General features: G+C 36.2%; 21 protein-coding genes and 1 other RNA gene. 5 read left to right on the top strand and 17 right to left on the bottom strand.

All coding sequences use genetic code 11. The annotated features are described in order from the left end of the window. Positions 1-20: 20 nt before the first annotated feature. Genes ABJH90_RS16595 through rsmD form a run of 3 tightly spaced genes read left to right on the top strand, consistent with a single transcriptional unit; the run spans position 21 to position 2,021 of the window. Positions 21-671, top strand: a complete 651-nt coding sequence (locus ABJH90_RS16595; protein WP_348140088.1) for a hypothetical protein — start codon at positions 21-23, stop codon at positions 669-671. Continuing rightward, the gene (locus tag ABJH90_RS16590) at positions 649-1,470 is read left to right on the top strand and encodes a DUF3822 family protein (RefSeq protein ID WP_348140087.1); all 822 of its coding nucleotides are present in this window, start codon (positions 649-651) and stop codon (positions 1,468-1,470) included. Before ABJH90_RS16595 ends, ABJH90_RS16590 begins: the two co-directional genes overlap by 23 nt. Next, positions 1,470-2,021: a 16S rRNA (guanine(966)-N(2))-methyltransferase RsmD gene (gene rsmD, locus ABJH90_RS16585; RefSeq protein ID WP_348140085.1), complete on the top strand. Its 552-nt coding sequence runs from the start codon at positions 1,470-1,472 to the stop codon at positions 2,019-2,021. Before ABJH90_RS16590 ends, rsmD begins: the two co-directional genes overlap by 1 nt. A 53-nt stretch (positions 2,022-2,074) precedes the next feature. On the opposite strand, the gene rnpB is transcribed toward rsmD, so the two are convergent. Then, an RNA gene (gene rnpB, locus ABJH90_RS16580) (RNase P RNA component class A) lies at positions 2,075-2,394 on the bottom strand. 213 nt (positions 2,395-2,607) lie between these two features. Here rnpB and ABJH90_RS16575 point away from each other — a divergent pair. Beyond that, positions 2,608-4,422 (top strand): DNA polymerase III subunit gamma/tau, encoded by a 1,815-nt coding sequence (locus ABJH90_RS16575; protein WP_348140083.1) that lies wholly within the window; start codon positions 2,608-2,610, stop codon positions 4,420-4,422. Here the strand turns inward: ABJH90_RS16575 and ABJH90_RS16570 are convergent. Genes ABJH90_RS16570 through ABJH90_RS16540 form a run of 7 tightly spaced genes read right to left on the bottom strand, consistent with a single transcriptional unit; the run spans position 4,411 to position 11,198 of the window. Further along, positions 4,411-4,770, bottom strand: a complete 360-nt coding sequence (locus tag ABJH90_RS16570; RefSeq protein WP_348140081.1) for a transmembrane 220 family protein — start codon at positions 4,768-4,770, stop codon at positions 4,411-4,413. The genes ABJH90_RS16575 and ABJH90_RS16570 overlap by 12 nt on opposite strands. An 11-nt stretch (positions 4,771-4,781) precedes the next feature. Further along, on the bottom strand, positions 4,782-6,155 hold the full coding sequence (locus ABJH90_RS16565) for a nucleotide pyrophosphatase/phosphodiesterase family protein (RefSeq protein ID WP_348140079.1): 1,374 nt from the start codon (positions 6,153-6,155) through the stop codon (positions 4,782-4,784). Positions 6,156-6,160: 5 nt separating this feature from the next. Beyond that, positions 6,161-7,354: a metabolite traffic protein EboE gene (gene eboE / locus ABJH90_RS16560; RefSeq protein WP_348140077.1), complete on the bottom strand. Its 1,194-nt coding sequence runs from the start codon at positions 7,352-7,354 to the stop codon at positions 6,161-6,163. 3 nt (positions 7,355-7,357) lie between these two features. Continuing rightward, complete coding sequence (locus ABJH90_RS16555; protein ID WP_348140075.1) at positions 7,358-8,524, bottom strand: 3-dehydroquinate synthase; 1,167 nt, start codon at positions 8,522-8,524, stop codon at positions 7,358-7,360. A 9-nt stretch (positions 8,525-8,533) separates the two neighbouring features. Further along, complete coding sequence (eboC, locus tag ABJH90_RS16550) at positions 8,534-9,436, bottom strand: UbiA-like protein EboC (RefSeq protein WP_348140073.1); 903 nt, start codon at positions 9,434-9,436, stop codon at positions 8,534-8,536. A 1-nt stretch (position 9,437) separates the two neighbouring features. After that, a complete protein-coding gene (locus tag ABJH90_RS16545) occupies positions 9,438-10,346 on the bottom strand; it encodes a TatD family hydrolase (RefSeq protein WP_348140071.1) in 909 nt (302 codons plus the stop codon). 3 nt (positions 10,347-10,349) lie between these two features. Continuing rightward, positions 10,350-11,198 carry an EboA domain-containing protein gene (locus ABJH90_RS16540; RefSeq protein WP_348140069.1) on the bottom strand — a complete coding sequence of 283 codons (849 nt, stop codon included), beginning with the start codon at positions 11,196-11,198 and terminating at the stop codon, positions 10,350-10,352. Positions 11,199-11,372: 174 nt separating this feature from the next. Between ABJH90_RS16540 and ABJH90_RS16535 the strand changes: the two genes are divergently transcribed. Next, entirely contained in the window at positions 11,373-11,954 is a 582-nt protein-coding gene (locus tag ABJH90_RS16535) for a tRNA-(ms[2]io[6]A)-hydroxylase (RefSeq protein WP_348140067.1), read from the top strand. A gap of 133 nt (positions 11,955-12,087) precedes the next feature. On the opposite strand, the gene ppk1 is transcribed toward ABJH90_RS16535, so the two are convergent. From ppk1 to rpsA, 9 genes are all read right to left on the bottom strand, one after another. Further along, a complete protein-coding gene (ppk1, locus tag ABJH90_RS16530) occupies positions 12,088-14,187 on the bottom strand; it encodes a polyphosphate kinase 1 (protein WP_348140065.1) in 2,100 nt (699 codons plus the stop codon). Continuing rightward, on the bottom strand, positions 14,187-14,672 hold the full coding sequence (locus ABJH90_RS16525; RefSeq protein WP_348140063.1) for a histidine phosphatase family protein: 486 nt from the start codon (positions 14,670-14,672) through the stop codon (positions 14,187-14,189). The genes ppk1 and ABJH90_RS16525 overlap by 1 nt, the downstream gene beginning before the upstream one ends. Before the next feature lie 13 nt (positions 14,673-14,685). Further along, on the bottom strand, positions 14,686-15,333 hold the full coding sequence (gene pdxH, locus ABJH90_RS16520) for a pyridoxamine 5'-phosphate oxidase (protein WP_348140061.1): 648 nt from the start codon (positions 15,331-15,333) through the stop codon (positions 14,686-14,688). 153 nt (positions 15,334-15,486) lie between these two features. Continuing rightward, the gene (locus ABJH90_RS16515) at positions 15,487-16,392 is read right to left on the bottom strand and encodes a ribonuclease Z (protein WP_348140059.1); all 906 of its coding nucleotides are present in this window, start codon (positions 16,390-16,392) and stop codon (positions 15,487-15,489) included. Then, positions 16,389-16,868 carry a DUF3291 domain-containing protein gene (locus tag ABJH90_RS16510; protein ID WP_348140057.1) on the bottom strand — a complete coding sequence of 160 codons (480 nt, stop codon included), beginning with the start codon at positions 16,866-16,868 and terminating at the stop codon, positions 16,389-16,391. The genes ABJH90_RS16515 and ABJH90_RS16510 overlap by 4 nt, the downstream gene beginning before the upstream one ends. A gap of 3 nt (positions 16,869-16,871) precedes the next feature. Next, positions 16,872-17,204, bottom strand: a complete 333-nt coding sequence (locus ABJH90_RS16505) for a ribonuclease Z (RefSeq protein ID WP_348140055.1) — start codon at positions 17,202-17,204, stop codon at positions 16,872-16,874. Between the two features lie 6 nt (positions 17,205-17,210). After that, complete coding sequence (locus ABJH90_RS16500; RefSeq protein ID WP_348140054.1) at positions 17,211-18,137, bottom strand: aspartate carbamoyltransferase catalytic subunit; 927 nt, start codon at positions 18,135-18,137, stop codon at positions 17,211-17,213. A gap of 7 nt (positions 18,138-18,144) precedes the next feature. Beyond that, positions 18,145-18,684: a bifunctional pyr operon transcriptional regulator/uracil phosphoribosyltransferase PyrR gene (gene pyrR, locus ABJH90_RS16495; protein ID WP_348140052.1), complete on the bottom strand. Its 540-nt coding sequence runs from the start codon at positions 18,682-18,684 to the stop codon at positions 18,145-18,147. Positions 18,685-18,869: 185 nt separating this feature from the next. Beyond that, positions 18,870-20,705, bottom strand: coding sequence for a 30S ribosomal protein S1 (rpsA, locus tag ABJH90_RS16490; protein ID WP_348140050.1), 1,836 nt, complete (start codon positions 20,703-20,705; stop codon positions 18,870-18,872). Between the last annotated feature and the right edge of the window lie 2 nt (positions 20,706-20,707).

Here is a 20,707-nt window from a genome sequence, read left to right as displayed (position 1 = left end):
TTAATTAATACCAGTTAAAAATGAAAACCATACTTCAGATAGTACTTTGGATAATTTGTGTAGGACTTGGATACTTAATCTATAGATCTGTTACAGGACCTATTGAGTTTAAAAAGATAAAGGAAGAACGTTTTTCTAAAGTTATTTCTAGTTTAAAGGATATTAGAAATTCTCAGGCAGCCTACAGGTCCGTTAATGGAAAATTTGCGAATGACTTCAAAAGTCTTGTAGCATTTGTAGATGCAGGTCAATATACCATAACTCAGCAAAGAGACTCTTCCTATATGGAGTTCGACAAGGTCTACGGAATTGACCTATTGCGGGAAGTAACAATTATTGACACCCTGGGATTTGTTTCAGTAAAGGATTCTTTGTTTAAAGGTGATGATCGATATAAAAGCATGATGAATGTGCCTTTTGCGCAAGGTGGAGAAACATTTACTATGAAATCTGACATTGTTGATAAGGGAGGTTACAAAGCACCCGTTTTTGAGGCCAAAGTTAAAAAAGATGTTATTTTATATGACCAACCTAAAGATCTTATGTCCAGGGAAAATGCTCAAATAAGTGTTGAAGAAGTAAACGGACCTGAAATTAGAGTAGGTTCGCTTACAGATGTAAGTACCAATGGTAACTGGCCCCCTATTTATGACAAAAAAGGAGATCAATAACAATATTGAAAATTATCATAAATTGTCCATTCAGGTTAGCTTGAATGGACTTTCTTTTTGTATTGTGGACACAATAGCTAACACGATCAAACATTTCAAGCGGCTGAACTTTGGAAAAGAGCTAAGCCCTTATGAGACGCTAAAGGAATTAAAGCAGCTCTTTAGAGATTCACAGGTTTCAGATTATTCCTTTACAGAGGTGGTAGTCATCCATAGAAATAACCTCTTTAACTTAGTTCCTAAACCATTATTTGATAAAGCAGAACTTGCCAACTACCTTAAGTTTAATGTCAAAATACTCGCCAATGATCTGGTTGAATATGATGAGATAGATAGTTACGACCTGGTAAATGTTTATGTACCTTTTGTTAATATCAACAATTATGTTTATGATCTTTTTGGGGAATTTGAATTCATGCACCACGGGACAATTATGGTGCAATCCTTATTAAATTCGCACAGCAATGGAAATGAGCCCATTTGTTATGTTCATGTTGCCGATAAGCAGATGGATATTACAGTACTTACTCAAAAGCAATTATTATTCTTTAATAGTTTTCAATTTATAACCAAGGAAGATTTTATTTATTACCTGCTATTTACCTTAGAACAATTGAAGCTAAATACGGAAACCATAAAATTAAGGCTTTTTGGTTCAGTAGATATGGGAGATGAGCTTTACAATATTGCCTATGAATATATACAGCATATTTCATTATTCATTCCACCAAGCGATATTTATTCTACTGAAGAGTTAGAGAAAGAAGTAGTAGATTTTACCGTACTAAACGCACTTTAATGCGCATTATCTCCGGTTCACATAAAGGCCGCCGTATAACGGCTCCCAAGGGACTACCTGTGCGTCCCACTACTGACATGGCTAAAGAAGCTTTATTCAATATTTTAAATAACAACTACTATTTCGAGGACTTAGAAGTACTGGACTTATTTTCCGGTACAGGGAATATAAGTTTCGAATTTGCCTCCAGAGGCAGCAAGGAAATTGTAGCTGTTGATAAAGATTACAGATGCATTAAGTTTATAGCAAAAATGGCTAAAGAACTTGACTTTAATATTTCTGCAATAAAAAGTGATGTATTTAAGTTTATTGAAAAAATAAATCTGAATTTTGATATCATATTTGTTGATCCGCCTTATAGTTTTACCATCGACGATTGTTCAAGAATTGCTTCAATTGTTTTCCAAAGACAATTATTAAATGAAAATGGTATGCTAATAATTGAGCATTCCAAACACAGAGATTTATCTGTTCTTGAAAATTTTAAATACATGAAGAAATACGGAGGTAGTATTTTTAGTTTTTTTGAATCAAATGAGGCTTCAGAATAAAAAATTCCCTCACTCTTAAATCTAAAATTGACCTTATAGAGCAAGGGAGTTTTTCTAAAAGCAGGTCATAAGCCGGATTCTGTAAAGCCTCAAAGAGACTTCCTTATCATTTATCTGGACTTAAGGTTACCCAAAAGTTCTAACCGCCTACCCTTCAGCTTGAACGTGCAGTTCTCAAACGCTGATATACATGACGTTTCACCGCATAGAGTTTACCTGATTTCACTACAGCATTACCTGTACTTGCTTTCTGTTGCACTTGTCCTTCTTCCGCTTATAACGGAAGAGACGGGCGTTACCCGCTATGCTGCACTGTGGTGTCCGGACTTTCCTCACTAACATATACTGTTAGAGCGATAAGGGGACCTGTTTAATGCAAAGGTACAATATCCTATTTCAAATTCTCACAAGAAAATAATAATGATTATTTTGGTGTTTTCAACCTTAGGCAATAGTTCTGTTACCAAACAATTGTTGATAAAAATTGGGCATATATATTTAAAATAAACCCCAGAATTAGCGGCTATTTCTATATTTGTATATAACACAGTAGGCGTTTAAATTTTGTTTGCTAAACCTTATTTAATTGGAACCATTTATTGTATCAGCGCGTAAGTACAGACCCAAAACCTTCAAAGATGTTGTGGGTCAGGAAGCCATTACAAATACTCTGCTGAATGCAATAAATAATAACCATCTGGCCCAAGCGCTTTTATTCTGTGGCCCCAGAGGAGTAGGTAAGACTACCTGTGCAAGGATTTTGGCCAAACAGATCAACCAGGACGGTACACAGAAAGAAGATGAGGATTTTGCATTCAATATTTTTGAACTGGATGCGGCATCCAATAATTCTGTTGATGATATCAGGAGTTTAATAGATCAGGTACGAATACCGCCTCAGGTTGGAAAATACAAAGTATATATCATAGATGAGGTACATATGCTATCTCAATCCGCGTTCAATGCATTTTTAAAAACACTTGAAGAACCACCTAAACATGCTATTTTCATTTTAGCTACTACAGAAAAACACAAGATTATACCAACCATATTATCGCGTTGCCAGATATTTGACTTTAAACGTATAACCGTTAAGGACGCCGCAGAGTATCTCAAATATATTGCCGAGCAACAAGGTGTTGAGGCAGAAGATGATGCACTTCACATTATTGCCCAGAAGGCAGATGGTGCTATGAGAGATGCATTATCTATTTTTGACCGGGTAGTTAGTTTCTCCGGAAAAAAACTTACAAGAGCGGCTGTAACAGAGAATTTGAATGTTCTGGATTACGATACATATTTTGCCACTACAGATTTTATTCTGGAACATAATATTCCTCAATTATTAGTTTTGTACAATAAAACGCTGGCTAAAGGATTTGAAGGACATCATTTTATTAGCGGTCTGGCTTCACATTTCAGAGACCTTTTGGTTTGCAAGCATGAAGACACCATTGCCCTATTGGAAGTTGGTGAAAAAGCAAAAAACCAGTATCTCGAACAATCTAAAAAAACCTCTGAATCCTTTTTGCTAAAAGGGATAACTATAGCAAATGAGTGTGACCTTAACTACAAAGTCAGTAAAAACCATAGATTATTGGTTGAATTAACCTTAATGAAATTAGCCTCCATTGATTTTAATGGTGAAAAAAAAAATCTTGAAAACCTCAACACCGCCTGGAATGGTGAAATTCAATTAATACCCACTTCATTTTTTATTGATACTCTGCCCGCTAGCCAGTCCCCTAAATCTCCGGAATCGGCTAAATTTTTGGGGGGAATCCAAAAAGTCATACCGGATGAAAAGGAAGTCGAAATCAGGGAGCAGGGAGAATCTCCTGAAACAGAAAAAGTTGAACCTCAGCCCTTAACGGAAGTTATGTCTGAAGAGGTATTGATATCAGATCCTAATAAAAACATTAGAATTAAAGAGCGATCTAAAAGAATTTCAGGATTATCATTATCCAGTTTAAAGGCGAAAAAAGAACATCAGCTCAAAAGGATAGAAGTAGTAATTGATGAAGACGAGCTACCTAAAGAAAGTTTTGCAAAGGAGGAATTATTAAAACACTGGGGAAGTTATATTCAAAAATTAGACAAAGCAGGTAAAAAGATTATGGCTTCAAATCTAAGTTCTGATCAACCTAAAATAGTTGATGAAACGGAAATATGGATTGAGCTTCCGAATGGTACAATGAAAAAAGAAATTGAAAGGGAACAATATCAACTTTTGAAGTTTCTAAGAAAGCAACTCAACAATTATAGCATTGATTTGAAAATAACCGTCAATGACGAAGTTGCCAAAAAATTTGCCTATACTCCTGAGGAGAAGTATCAAAAACTAAGAGAAATAAACCCTGCTATTGATCTCCTAAGAAAGGAGTTTGATCTAGACCTTTGATTTATTTGCCAATCGCAACCTAAGGGCATAAATCAGCATTACCATTGCTACTATTAGCAGCCCCAAAGACTCTCTTCCCCTTTCAATATTCACAATATCTCCATTACCAATAGTTACGCCTTCAAACTTATCCGGCCATAAAATAAAAGTGCCAACAAAATATATTCCACTTAGAATAATTGCTCCGGTAAAGTTCAATTTTCCCAAATAGAAGAACAAAGATGCCGCAGCAGCAACTCCGTAGATAGCATACCACAACAAGGCGTCAGGATCATTGTATTGAACATAAGCGGCCCATATAAATAACAATGTAAATATTAAAGAAAGGTATTTAAATAAATTTTTCATGATTAAAGATTTTAACCGGTTAACAGTTTAGTTATAAGCTGGTAAACCTCTGTTGATTTAAAAAGTTCCTGTTTTAATGATCCTTTATTATTTGTTATAAAAACCGGGTAATCTGATTCATCCTCAGGAATTCTACCATGGGAACCCTTTACCAGATTTGCTTTTAGGGGTATAATATTCATTACAGTTCTAAACCCGAGTTTCTTTTTTAAAAGTTTCAATATCACTTTGGTTATCACAAATTTGTCTTCAGGGTCTGTGAACATTTCTACCGGGTCATAACCTGGCTTTTTGTGGATATCCACCATTCTTGCATAGTCTGGTGCTTTTGAATCATCCATCCAGAAATAATAAGTAAACCATGAATTTTTATCCGCTATCAGCAGCAAATCGCCACATCTATCGTGACTTAAATGCGCTTCCTCTAATTCTTTGTCCACCAATACCTTATCAATACCGTCAACACCTTCTAATAATTCCTTTACTTTTCCCTTAATTGTTGGATCATTAAGATAAACGTGTGCTATCTGATGATCAGCCACCGCAAAAGCTTTACTGGCACCTGCATCTAAAAGCTCCAGGCCTCGTTCTTCCCTGATACTTATTAAATGCTCAGATCGAAGAATACGGTTAATGTGAATTGGGTTGCTTACATTGGTAATGCCGTATTCTGAGAGTAGAATGATATTCGTATTTCCGTTGTCATAGTAGCTTACCAGCTTTTTCACAACCTCATCAATTTCATTCAGATCTTTACTGATCTTGGAAAAATTAATACCATATCTCTGCAAATTATAATCCAAATGAGGCAGATAAACTAAAGTAAGGGTAGGATCATGCAGTTGGTCCGTACTGATGGCGGCATCGGCTATCCACTGACTGGACTTTACCGATGTTTTGGGGCCCCAAAAATTAAATAAAGGGAAAGTGCCCAGTTCTTGTTGCAATTGGTCTCTTAATTCAGGAGGATGTGAATAGATATCGGGAATTTTTCTGCCATCGGCAAGATAGTTAGGACGAGGTGTAACGCTATAATCCGCGGTAGAATACATATTATACCACCAGAAAAGATTAGCACAGGTAAAACTACTGTTCAATTGCTTCATCTCATCCCATAACTTGTTACTTTGAATCAATTTATTGGATTGCCTCCAGAATTTTACTTCGCATTCATCCTTGAAATACCATCCATTTCCAACAATACCGTGTTCTGATGGCCATTTACCGGTAAGATAAGTCGTTTGAGAAGTACAGGTTACCGCCGGTAAAACCGGTTCAATTGAAGCTAACTCGCCTTTATCCAAAAAGGATTTAATAAAAGGTGTATGTTCGCCAATGAGTCTACTGGTCAGACCAACAACATTTAGAACAACCGTTTTATTCATACCTTTTATAGTTTATCTATTAACCATTTCATTTCTCTGATTATCGATTCTGAGAGTTCTTTTTTAAGAGAACCTGGAAGTACATCCCAGGTATATGTTTCAACTTCGAGGTGTTCTGAAATGTTATTTTCCCTGAGAATGGTTATCACTTTCAATATATGATCCTGTGTGGAATATAATTCCTCAAAAGATTCCAGAAAAATAGGAACATGAAAATGAGCTCTTAATTCTGAAACATCAGTTTTATTTTTAAGAACAACGGGCAAGTCATTATAAGTCTTAACTCCCTCGTTGGTATTTTCAGTAACCTGGTGCAGGTAAGTAGGCTCATCAAATTGCGCCAATGATTCCCATATTTTGTCTTTATCAGATGTGTCAAATCTAACTTTCAAAGCTGCACTTACCTGTATTTTTCCTATCTTAATTCCGGCTTCCTTTAATTTTTCGAAAGTAAAGGTGGGTTCTTCATAGGCTAGTGAAAAATGACAAATATCATAACATAGGGTACAATAGCGCAAAACAATATCTTTTGCCTTTTCTTCACTCACATCGAGGGTTTTTATTAGCTCCTTTTTCGCAATTGGTAAAAGAAAGTTACGGTAGAACGTTAAAACATCTTCCGTATTCTCAAGCATCCCATCGGGTTCCGGTTCTATATCAAGATGAAGATACTTGGATGTTCTTTCTTCAAGTTCATAGAGTTTTAATATAAGCTCGGTCAAATTATTTGCGCCCTTTTCCAGAACTGTCTTTTTCCTATCAGTATTCTTGTGCCAGTGTTTGTAACTAATTGGTGATGTGGAAATACCACCGGAAATACCTTCGGGTATAAGATAGGCTAACTGTTCAAATAATCTAATAGTATAATTAACTCTATCTCTTGTTGTCCAATCGGGTTCATGAACTTTATCTTTTACAACTTCATCATGAAAATTTCCATATGGAAATCCATTCATGGTAAATACATAAAGACCGTTTTTTATTAACCAAGTTTTAAATTGTGGAAGATTATTATTCATAGCAAGTTCTTCGCTTGCCTTATTGGATAGTCGCAATCCTATACCAAACGGTTGTTCTTTTGATATTTTATTCTTTATAATAGGCAGGTATTTCACTAAACTCTCAAAAGTGCTTGCCCAATCTTGTCCCGGATGAATATTGGTACAATAAGTCAGATGGTATTTATCATCGATCAGCATAGTTTATGCCACATTAATTTTACATTTATTATTTAGGGAATTTACTGCATTCTTCATTAATTCCATATCTATTTGGTGCACATCCATCTTCTGCCCAATACCGTTTATTAATGTTATTGTTAATTCGCCTCCAAGATGCTCACGAAACTCCTGAATTCCCTTTAATAACTCTTGCATTTCCTTGTGTCCTGAAATCGGAATAGACAAATCAAAGCCAACGTCCAGCATGACCTCTAAAATTTCATCTAAAATTTCCACTGAAATAAAACCTGCGAGCTGCGAATATGTTAAATCTAGTGCAATCCCCTTTGCCACGGCTTCACCGTGTCTCAAAGAATAATTGCTCATCTGTTCTAACTTATGTGCGGACCAATGACCAAAATCCAATGGTCTGGAAGACCCACTTTCAAATGGGTCGCCACCTTTGGCAATATGTTCCATATGCATTTCGGCGCACCTGTAAATAGTATTAAGCATGGCACCCATATTGCGTTCTTTCAATTTGATCGCATTTTCTTTAATTGTATTAAAGAAAAATTCATCTTTGATAAGAGCAACCTTAATGGCCTCGGCAACACCTGCAATCCAATCGCGTTGTTCAAGGCTTGTCAAAAATTCACTATCGTTTATTATGGCATAAGGTGGTGCAAAAGTTCCTATAAAGTTCTTTTTATTATAAGCGTTTATGCCATTCTTTACCCCTATTGCAGCATCATTCTGGGAAAGGACCGTAGTAGGAATACGGATGAGTTTTACACCCCTGTGTGCAACTGACGCAGCATAACCGCACATATCGATTACCGCACCACCGCCAATAACAATCACAAAAGAATGCCTGCAAATAGCATTATTATTGATAGCACTTATTATTTTATCTACATTATCGTAGTTATTTTTAGCTATTTCTCCACCCGCTATTACAAGACACTCTGTAAATTGCAGTTGAGAGCCGTGCAGAAGACAATAATTTCTAATACTCTCAATTAACTTAGGACGCTTTTTAAGAACGCCATCGTCCACAACAAAAAGGAGTTTAACCTGTTCTTTCGGCTTATATGACTTAATGACCTCAGCTAACAGGCTATTGTTGCTTTCAAACACTTCGTTTGTAAAGTGCAAACTATATTTAAAGTTTACAGCAAAAGACTGCTCTATGGGTTTTAATTGCATGCTTTTAATTTAAGTTACCGCAAATATCCTAGCGAGTATGTATGACACTGGTAGCAATAGTAAAACAATCAAACCAAACTGCCAACTATCAAATGCTACAGTTAGTGAGGCATCCAAGACAATTATTGAAAGTACACCCCTAACCACCGCTTTTTTAATGTTTTCCGGTGAATTTATTCTATATGCTCTAATTAATGAACTATAAATCAGAAATATAAATAAACCCAGGAAAGGAAATAAACTAATCCACTGTCTCTGTATATCGGGCGTAATCATCAAAATGATAAAAACAACTAATGCATATAATAGTCCTGCCCAAATTATATGCTTTTTGTTTTGTCCATAAACCTCTCCCCTGCTAATTAACGTAATGGCAAAAATATATAAAAGAGGAATTACGGCATACATCCAGTGAGATATTTCACCAAATACAGACATCCCTAAAATTAGATTTAAGGCTCTGCAAAGTCCCATATTTAATGGCCCAAGAAATTGAAATTTTTTGGAGAATGTATCATAAAGTAAGACCGTTAAAGCCAGAATTAATGCAATGACACCACTAAGGTAATTCACAAAAAAGGATAAGAAAATTCCTGAAATCAATAACCCGGTTCCAAATAATGAAGCTGCTTTTAGAGATACATCTCCTCTAGGAATAGGTCTTTCGGGTCGTTCTATCTGGTCTATCTTAAAATCAAATACGTCATTTAGCGCAACCCCTCCGGCGTAAAGGAAAGTTGAGGACAATATAAGTAAGATTAAATTCAGATATACATCTCCGCCTATAAAAGTGTCCGATGTAATTAGTAAAGTAAAACCAGATATACTGGAACCCGCCATTATATCGGCCATGGCAGTGGGTAAATTTGCAGGCCTGGCAAGCTTTGCGTAACCCAGGAGTTCCACGTTCATTCTATTTTATTTGATCTGTGTCTACACGAGGTTCCTGCCCTCGTAAAACGCTATTATCATTAAAAAGAATTGATTGATTAATTCCGTGCGGATTTAGCCAGTCTGATTCTTTCATTTTACCATTTTTACTAAAAGCATCCAACGCATTTTGATAACAGGTTTTTATGACGTCTTTACGATCAATACCTCGTTTTAACATTAGGGCTGCAGTTTTTGGTACAGCTAATGGGTCACTAACTCCCCAGTCTGCTGAACTATCTACAATGATATTTGAGCTGCCATATTTGCGCACTACTTCTACCATCCGTTCATTCCCCATTTTGGTTTTGGGGTAAATGGTAAAAGCAGCTATAAAACCTTTATCTAAAACTTCTTTTACTGTTTCCTCATTGTTGTGATCAATTATGACATTGCCGGGATCAAGTTTATGCTCCATGCACACTTCCATACTCTTGATTGTTCCAGCCTTTTTATCCCTATGAGGGGTATGAACCTGAACTGTCATATTTAGTTCTTTAGCCAGTTCTAATTGTTCCCTAAAATACTTGTCCTCAGCAGGAGTTTGATCATCATAACCTATTTCTCCTATAGCTACAACATTTTCCTTGTGAAGATATAAGGGTAAAAGTTCCATTACCTGCTCCGCCAGGGCTTCATTATTTGCTTCTTTAGAATTCAATCCAATGGTACAATAGTGTTTTATGCCAAACTGACTCGCCCTAAATGGTTCCCATCCAACAAGACTACTATAATAATCCTGAAATGATCCAACCTGGGTTCTTGGCTGACCCAACCAAAAAGAAGGCTCAATAATTGCAACAATTCCTGCTTCTGCCATAGCTTCATAATCATCTGTTGTCCTTGATGTCATATGAATATGTGGGTCAATTATCATCATTTTATCCTTCATAGCTTATTTTTTTAAATTTTCCCAGGTGACAGCCTTATTTGCAACCTCTTCCTTTAAATGAGGATACTTATCCAATAGTTTGATTGCTTCCGGCTGCTGTGAGTAATAACAACAAAGGGCAGCCGCCAGATTTTCCATTCTATCTTTACTCTTAAACAAATGATCCATATCCTGTAATAAATTACCTTCCAAAAATCTTGTTACAGGCCGCCAGAACATCGGGTCTATATCCCTTGAAGCCGCCCAGCGCTCATGGGCATAATCCGAAATAATTCTCGCCAAATCGCCATTGGCGCGTTTTTCAACATCAACAATCTCTCCCAAATTACGCTGCATAAATGCTGCTTTCAAATACATTTGATTCCATTGCTGATCATTAAAATATTTCGAGGGATATGGATTGTTTAACGCTATCGCGTCAAAAATTATCCCAATATTAGTTCGCAATGCTTCAACTCCTACTTGCTTATAGTCACCGGCATTTGGTAAAAGTATTAAAAACTTCAAAAAGGTCTCCAGTTCGCCGGTATCGGAAACTTGAATAAGATTTGCCACCTTAGTTGAAAAATATGCTATATCTGACTCAAGTACTCTAATAAGCAGATAAATCCTGGCTATTTGGAGTAGGTCTGCATTCTGGGCGATTAGATATTCTTTCAATTCCTGATTTATCCCTTGGATTCTTGGTTTTTTTGCAGGATCAATTTTTCCTGCAATTAAACTATAGGACAGATACAACTCCTTTGCAGATTTTGACTTAATAATTAAATCTGACTTATTCTCTACCCAGGTAAGTGTATCTTCAGATAAACTATCGCCCAGAATTTTAGATAATTGTTTGCGAGTATCCAAATGCTTTATATATTCCAATTACAAAATAAACAAGAAGTTAAACAAAAGAAAAATCTTTGGAAGAACAAATATATTAAGATAACAGCAAACCTCTGCTTTTAATAAGCGTATATAGTTTTAATAAAACCGATACGTGTTTCAAAGGTTCTTTTTAATTTAGCAAAAATTTAAATCATGTTAGGACTAAAATTACCAACTGATCCCCGTTGGGTAAACATAGTGGAAAAAAATATAGACGAAATTCTTACAGATCATGCCTATTGTGAGCAAAAAGCGGCCAGTACTGCTATATCATTGATTATTACTTTTCCTGAATATCCTGAATTGGTGCAGGAAATGATAGCATTATCAAGGGAGGAAATGGGTCATTTTAAAATGGTACACGATAAGATCCTTAACCGCGGTAAAACCCTGGGAAGATATAGAAAGGATGAATATGCTATTCAACTTTTGAAATTTTTCCCGAAAGGAGGAAACCGAACAACTCAGCTCGTACATCGTCTCTTATACGCTGCATTAATAGAAGCCCGAAGTTGTGAGCGGTTTAGGTTGCTTTCTGAAGAACTAAAGGACAAGGAACTGGCAGATTTTTATCATAAACTTATGGTTAGTGAGGCTGGACATTATACTATGTTTTTGAAATTTGCCAGAAAATATGGGCAGAAGGAGGAGGTAGATAAAAAATGGCAGGAACTTTTGGTATATGAAGCAGAGATAATGAAGGATTTAGGCAGAAAAGAAACCGTACACGGGTAGCATAAAATTACCTTAGAATAACAAGTCCATAGGCTTCCCGCCTATAATTTTTGAATAAATTAAAATTCGATATCAAGACTTTTCATAGTATAAGGTCTTAATAATCCCATCTGAAAGGCCAATTTTCGGAACTTCAAACTTTTAAATTTTTAGAATTTACTTTGTTAAGGTAATAATCATACATAGCAAATTGAGAGCGCAATTTAGGTTGTTCGTTATTCTTATAAACATTGTTCTGTTCCCCATTAAAAATCCGGGCTTTAACATTGTCACTCCAGGAGATTTCAAAGGTATCTATTAATTCCTGCTTAATGTCTTCGTCATAAATTGGACATCCAACCTCTACCCTATTATCTAAATTACGTGTCATCCAATCTGCAGATGAGATATAGATTTTAGGGTTACCCTCATTACCAAAAATAAATACCCGGGGATGCTCTAAAAATTTATCTACAATACTTATAGCTTCAATATTTTCGCTCATACCAACAACACCAGGAATAAGACAACACACACCTCTTATAATTAGCTGTATTTTAACCCCAGCCATACTAGCCTCATATAATTTATCCACCATTTCATAGGAGGTAAAACTGTTCATCTTTATTTTAATGTAAGCATCCCTGCCGAGTTTTGCAGACTCTATTTCATTGTCAATAAATTTCTTAAACAAACTTTTAGTATAATGAGGGGAAACAACCAAATGTTTGTATTTATATATTTTGTAGGTGGTTTCAAAAAAATCGAAGACAATTTTGACTTCTTTTAAAATAGCTTCGTTAGCTGTAAATAGGGTATAATCTGTATATATTTTGGCAGTTGATTCATTAAAATTTCCGGTACTAATAAACCCGTATCGCTTAATTATGTCATCCTCTTCCCTTTCAATTACACAAATTTTACTATGTACTTTTAAACCCGGGACCCCAAAGATCAGTTTTACGCCTTCAGCCTGTAATTCTTCCGCATAATTGATATTGGCCTGCTCATCAAAACGAGCCCTTAATTCTATCTGCATGGTAACTTTTTTACCATTTTTCACTGCATTTATTAAGGATGCCGCCACTTGTGAATTCTTGGCGAGCCGATATACAGTAATCTTAATGCTTTTTACTTTTGGATCCAGTGCGGCTTCCCTAAGAAATTTTATAATGTATGAAAAGGTATGGTAAGGTGCATACATCAGGTAGTCCTTTTCGGCAATACGTTCCAATAAGCTTCCTTCCAGACTTAGCCCTTTAACCGGTAGTGGATTGATTTTATCATACATAAGATCTTGTCTTCCTAAACTTGGGAAGCCCATATAATCCCTTCTATTGTGATAACGTCCTCCCGGAATCACACTATCTGTATCCTCAATACCCATTTTCCCTTTTAGAAATTCTAAGGTATCCATGGATATACTCTTATCATATACAAAACGAACCGGATCACTAATTTTTCTTCCCTGAACGCTTGATGATATTTTTTCTATAAATGTTTTGCTTAAGTCATTGTCTATATCCAATTCGGCATCTCGAGTAATTTTAATCATGTGTGCAGAAATGGCTTCATAGTCAAACATAGGAAATATCCGAGCCAGACAAAACCGAATCAGGTCATCGAGTATAATGATGTAATTTTTATCTCCTTCCCTTGGTAGTACAACAAAGCGGTCTATGCCTTTTGGAATTTCTATAAGTGCATATCGTTTTTCAACTATTCCTTTGTCATCTTGGTTTTTTTCGGTTTGCTTATGAACCATTCGTACGGCCAGATAGGCTTCGGTATCCTTTAAAAGTGGAAATTGGTTTAGATCATTCAGAACTATAGTCATTAACTGTGGACTTACCTTTTCCAGAAAGTAGTTTTTAAGAAATTCCGCCTGACTTTCAGATACCTCCGTTTCGTCAATAAAATAAATACCCTCAGATTCTAATTCTCGTTCAATATCCCCGTGAATTTCCAGGCTTTTAGTTTGCTGATCGATTACAATTTTGGTGATTTCTGCTAATAGGTCCTTTGCTTTTTCACCTCCTAAGGCACTTTTACCTTTCTTACCTGCAAGGACAATTCTTTTAATTGTAGCATACCTCACTTTAAAAAATTCATCCAAATTATTTGAAAAAATACCTAAAAATCGAAGTCGTTCTATTAATGGAACATTTTTATCTGCACTTTCCTGTAATACACGATCATTAAACATCAACCAGCTTATTTCCCTGTTGATGTATTGATTTTTAGATTTAATCATTATCTAAGTCGTTTTGGAATAAGAATATGTTCGGTAATACCGTTTTTAATCATTTGCCAACTAGAGACATCAAAGTTGATTTGCACCAAAGCCGAGGTAGGTACATTTTCTAAAGCCTTGTTCCCCCACTGATTTACGATGTTGGTGAGTGCATAGTTATGGCCAAAAATTAGGACTTTATTTTGGGTATCATCCAGTTGTTTTACAAAAGACATTACTGCCTCTCCGGAAAAATCATATAGCTGATCAGAAATTTTTAATTTTTCCAAAGGATAATTAAAAGTCCTTAAGAATATCATACAGGTGTGAAGAGCCCTGTTTGCAGGGCTTGAATATGCTGAATCTATGTTCTTTGATAGTCTTTTGAATTCGGCGCTTACCAGATGGGCATCATTAATTCCCCTCACTTGCAAGGGCCTGTCCTGATCGCTTACTCCGTAATCCCAGGATGATTTGCCATGCCTGACAAGAATAACTGTTTTCATAATTAAAATAGTTTTATGGAGCCAGTCGCTCTATTTTCCAATCAAAATCTGCTTGAAGTGAATACCGGATTCTATCGTGTAACCTGTTATCCCTACCCTGCCAAAATTCCATAGAAACAGGCCTGACAAGATAACCACCCCAATAATCCGGACGTTCAATTTCTTTGCCTTTATATTTTTCTTCCAATTTCTTTAATTCACTTTCCAAAGCTTCTCTCGACTCAATTACAGTACTTTGATCAGATACAATGGACCCTAATTTACTACCTTCTGGTCTAGACTCAAAATAACCATCGGAAAGATTTTGGGCTATTTTCTCAGCCTTTCCTTTAATAATTATCTGGCGTTCCAGATTGGGCCAAAAAAATGACAGACAAACTCTTGGATCTGCCTCGATAGCTTTTCCTTTTTCGCTTTGGTAATTAGAATAAAAAATAAAACCCTCAAATGTATATTTTTTTAGAAGGACCATTCTGCTCTTTGGAAATCCATCCAGTCCCAATGTCGAAATTGACATTGCATTCGTTTCATCCAAGCCGTCAGCAGCTTCAACTTCGTAATACCATTTCTGAAAAAGCTCCATGGGATTGTCCGAGATAGCGTCCTCAGTTAAGGCACTCTTTTTGTATGATTTCCGATGATTCCCTAAATCTCTATGCATTGTTTAAAAGACGAGCATTAGTTCTACAAAGTTGGGGAAAAGATGTATAAAAGTGAAGTGTTATTGAATTTTTATAACATAGAGGTAAGTATTACATATTAGTCTTATAATATAAACTAAGGTGTGATTTATATTTTCTAAAAACAGCTATTATCAAATTTCAAAAGTCTTACCGTCATCAGCCAAATCAACATTATTAAAAACTTCGATAGCCTCCTCTCTGAATGGTAATATAGATTTATACCTTGTAGAAAAATGTCCTAGAATTAATCTTTTTACGCTAGCTTCTTTGGCAACTGTTGCCGCCTGCCTGGCTGTAGAATGCTTTGTTTTTTTAGCCAAAAGTACTTCGGTCTCTAAAAAAGTTGCCTCATGATACAGTAGGTCAACACCGTTTAGAAGGGGTGCCAACTCAGCATTAAACCCCGTATCACTGCAATAGGCATATTGTTTTGTCTGAGGGGGATCCAGGCTGAGTTCTGAATTTGCTATAACCGAACCATCATCCATTTTTATATCCTTACCTTGTTTTATACCCGAAAAATACGCTTTGTCAATTTTATATTTTGCGGTTGCCAAAACATTCAATTTGCGCTCGCCGGGCAGTTCGCTAAATAAAAAACCGTTGGTATATACTCTATGATCCAAAGGAATTGTCTTCACCATTACCTTGGTATCTTCAAAAATAATTTCAGGATTTTTTGAAGTTAGTTCGTGAAAAATAAGCTTATAATTGGTCCAGGAATTGCCAAGCTTAAGAAATAAGGTAATAGCCTGTTGAATCCCTTCCGGGCCATAAATATGCAGGTCTTTTTCTCTACCCAATAGTCTAAACGTAGAAATAAGTCCGGGTAAACCAAAAAAATGATCTCCGTGTAAATGAGAAATAAAAATATGCTCAATCCTTGAGAATTTTATCTTATTCTTTCGTAACTGTACCTGTGTTCCTTCACCACAATCTATTAAAAAAAGGTGGTTCCTTATTTCCAATACCTGAGACGTTGGGTTAGACAATGTTCTAGGCGTAGCTGCATAGCAACCCAGGATATGCAGCTTCATTTTTGTTTCCGGGTTTCCAATTTATACATGCTGGCCTGTTTTGACGTAAAATTGCTCTTTAATGTAAACGCATAGGGACTTTCCCCATATTTATCAAGATATTCAAGCCGATCTTTTGCCTCTTGAGGTGTAGGATATTTACCATTTGGCACATACCAGCAAGCCATATGCATTTCTTTCATGTTAGAGAACCATTCCTTTCTCCTTTTGAATACATCCTTGTGTTCAGACCTATAAGTAAAATCGAAAAGTGCTTTTATTGATTCCCATACAGACATATTAACAACAATATAATCGTCATGGAAAACCTTAGTAGCCGATTCGTTATTGTCTTCTATAAATCGCCAGATAAAGCCCTCACTTGTCTCCGCTAATTGGTTTATTCGATCCAGGCTATTTACAAAATCTAACATAATAGCACTGTCCAGAGGGGCCAACATCCGGGCAATATTAATTTGTGCAAGGTTATAATTCATCAATTAAATGTCAAGGTCCCGTTCAATTTCTTCCATTTCAATAATATCCTTTGCCTCCCGGATAGTAGGGACCAGACAAATTTCATCTGGCACCTGATCATATTCCACTTTATTGGTAACCAATACAAAAGATTTATTAGCAGCCCGGTGTGTATTTGATAGCTGAAGAAACTCCAGGATATCATTTGAAGAAATTTTAACGAACGAAAACAAGTTAATAATTAAATGGTCGTTTTTTATATTTCTATAGGACCTGTTCAGGTTCGCCATGAATTTTTTCAAGGAAGTGTTTTCCTGGTAAACGATAGTAGTATTACCTGCTTTATCAAAAATCATAATTTACTATTTAATTTTCGATGCTAATAAATATATTACTGCCATACGAATTGCTACTCCGTTTTCCACCTGGTTTAGAATTATGGATTGTTTGGAATCGGCCACATCACTGGTTATCTCAACCCCCCGGTTTATTGGCCCCGGGTGCATAATTACAATTTCCTTATCCAGGTCATCAAGAATTGCTTTATTAACTCCGTATTGTTGTGTATATTCCCTGGTCGTTGGAAAATAACTTATATCTAAACGTTCATTCTGAATCCGTAACATATTGGCCACATCACACCAATTTAGTGCCTTTATAAGATTGGACTCTACCTCGATCCCTAAAGATTCTATATATTTTGGAAGCAAGGTTCGGGGACCGCACACCTTCACATTTGCACCTTGTAATTTTAGGGCGAAAATATTTGATAAGGCTACTCTGGAATGAAGAATATCGCCCACAATAACTACATTTTTCCCTGCAACATCACCCAATTTTTCACGAATAGAATAAGAATCCAAAAGGGCCTGGGTAGGATGTTCATGTGCTCCGTCACCTGCATTTACAATAGCTGCATCTACATGCTGTGAAAGAAAAATACCTGCTCCGGGACTGGGATGGCGCATTACCACCATATCTACTTTCATGGAAAGGATATTGTTAACCGTATCAATAAGTGTTTCTCCTTTCTTTACGGATGACTGGGCTGCGGAAAAATTTATTACATCGGCGGACAACCGTTTTTCGGCCAGCTCAAAAGACAACTTGGTTCTTGTACTGCTTTCGAAGAAAATATTTGCAATGGTAATATCACGAAGTGAAGGAACTTTTTTAATTGATCTGTTAATAACCTCTTTGAAGTGATCGGCGGTTTCAAAAATGAGTTGAATATCTCCTTCTTTGAGATATTTAATACCCAATAAGTGTCTAACACTCAATTCGCTCATATACTCTCTATTTACTTACCAAATAAATAATATCCTTTCCATCGTTTTCCTTCCACATGACCTTTACCCTCTCTTCATTTATTGCATCTACCTGTCTTCCCCGATAGTTTGGTTGAATGGGTAAATGCCTGCTAAAACGACGGTCAATAAGGGTTAATAATTCTATTTCCTTAGGCCTTCCAAAAGATTGGATGGCTGTTAAGGCAGCCCGAATACTTCGACCTGTATAGAGTACATCATCTATCAGGACTACCTTTTTACCTTCCACCAAAAAATCAATTTTAGTGCTGCTGGCTTCCAGGGTTTTTTCACCTCTTCTAAAATCATCCCGATAAAAAGTAATATCAAGGAGCCCCAGATTTATTTGTTTAACTCCGTAATCCTCTTTAAGAATTTTGGAAAGTCGTTGTGCAAGAAAAATTCCGCGTGGTTGTATTCCTATTAATACGGTCTGTGTAAAATCTAAATGATGTTCTAAAAGTTGACAAGCCAGGCGGTGTAGTATAATGTTAATCTCTTTAGAAGAAAGCAATACTTTTTGACTCATGCGCTAGATAACATACTCTTTTCGACTACAAAAGTAGGGATTTCTCCTTAATATAAATGATGGATTCAAATATTGTATAGGTCTTTCTCTTTCAATTTTATGGAAACACACCAAAAATAAAAAAAGTCCTGACGAATATATCAGGACTTTTTCTTTACTACTAGTGAAGCAGACTTCTTAGAAACCTATTTTTTCTTATCGGCTTCCATCTTGTCTTTCAACGCTTGTAATTGCACATTGGCATCACCCAAAGTTGGTTTAACCTCTTCTGCTGAAGCAGCTGCTTTTTTCTTAGCCGCTTTTACATTGCGTTGTTCCTCTTCTCTGAAAATAGCGGTGTGACTTGCTACTACACGTTTGAATTCTTTGTTGAATTCAATAATCTTGAATTCAGCTTCTTCACCTTTATTCAATTTCTTGCCATCCTCTTTTTCCAAATGGCGTTGAGGTACAAATGCAGTTATATCCTCATTAAAATCTATAATGGCACCTTTATCTACCATTTCAGAGATTGAAGCTTTATGAACAGTGCCCAGGGCAAATTCCTTTTCGTATTTATCCCATGGATTTTCTGTAGTTTGTTTATGGCCCAAACTTAATTTACGACCTTCTACATCAAGCTCTAATACTTCAACTTCTAAAGTATCTCCAACTGTTACAAATTCTGAAGGATGCTTTATTTTCTTGGTCCAGGAAAGATCTGAGATATATATTAATCCATCTATACCTTCTTCCAATTCAACGAAAACACCAAAATTGGTAAAGTTTCTGACAATTCCTTTATGTCTGGAACCAACAGGATATTTAGTAGTAATATCAGTCCATGGATCTGGTGTTAGTTGCTTAATTCCCAACGACATTTTACGATCTTCTCTGTCAAGGGTTAAAACGACTGCTTCGAGTTCATCACCAACCTTTACAAAATCCTGTGCTGATCTCAAATGAGTTGACCAAGACATTTCGGAAACATGAATCAATCCTTCAACTCCTTCGGCAACTTCTAAAAAGGCACCATAATCTGCAATTACAACTACTTTGCCTTTTACTTTATCACCAATTTTTATTTCATCTCCCAGGGCATCCCAAGGATGTTTTTCCAATTGTTTAAGACCTAATTGAATTCTGGATTTATTGTCATCAAAATCAAGAATAACAACATTGAGTTTCTGATCTAATTCCACAACTTCGTTAGGATGATTTATTCTGCTCCATGAAAGATCAGTGATATGAACTAAACCATCAACGCCGCCAAGGTCAATAAATACACCATAGGAAGTAATGTTCTTGACTATACCTTCGAGAACCTGGCCTTTTTCGAGCTGACTGATAATCTCTTTTTTCTGCTCTTCAATATCTGCCTCAATCAATGCTTTGTGTGAAACTACAACGTTCTTGAACTCATGGTTGATCTTTACAACTTTGAATTCCATTGTTTTACCAACATACTGATCATAATCCCGAATAGGTTTAACATCAATCTGTGAACCCGGTAAGAATGCTTCAATTCCAAAAACATCTACTATCATTCCTCCCTTTGTTCTGCATTTTACAAAACCGGTTACCACTTCTTCTTTATCATGTGCCGCATTAACCCTATCCCAGGCCATAATAGTTCTGGCCTTTCTGTGTGATAATACCAACTGTCCGCTTTTATCCTCACGGATGTCAATAAGAACCTCAACCTTATCACCAATCTTCAGGTCTGGATTGTATCGGAACTCATTAAGCGAGATAACACCCTCAGATTTAGCATTAATGTCGATAATGGCTTCGCGGTCGGTTAAATGAGTAACCACACCTTCTACAACCTCTTCATCTGCTGTATCTACAAAGTTTTCTGCAACTAATTTTTCAAATTCTTCCAGCTTGGAATCTTCAACACGCTCTATTCCTTCTTCGTATTTCTCCCAATTGAAATTCTCCAAAAACTCTTTAGGATCCTGTTTTGGAGTCTCTACTTTTTGTTCTTCTTTTACTTCAGCAGTCTCTACTGCCTCTGTTATCGCTTTTTCTTCAGCCATGT

Source organism: Eudoraea sp. (assembly GCF_039969275.1).
Taxonomy (GTDB): Bacteria; Bacteroidota; Bacteroidia; order Flavobacteriales; family Flavobacteriaceae; genus Eudoraea.
This window is presented reverse-complemented; position numbering and strand designations above follow the sequence as displayed.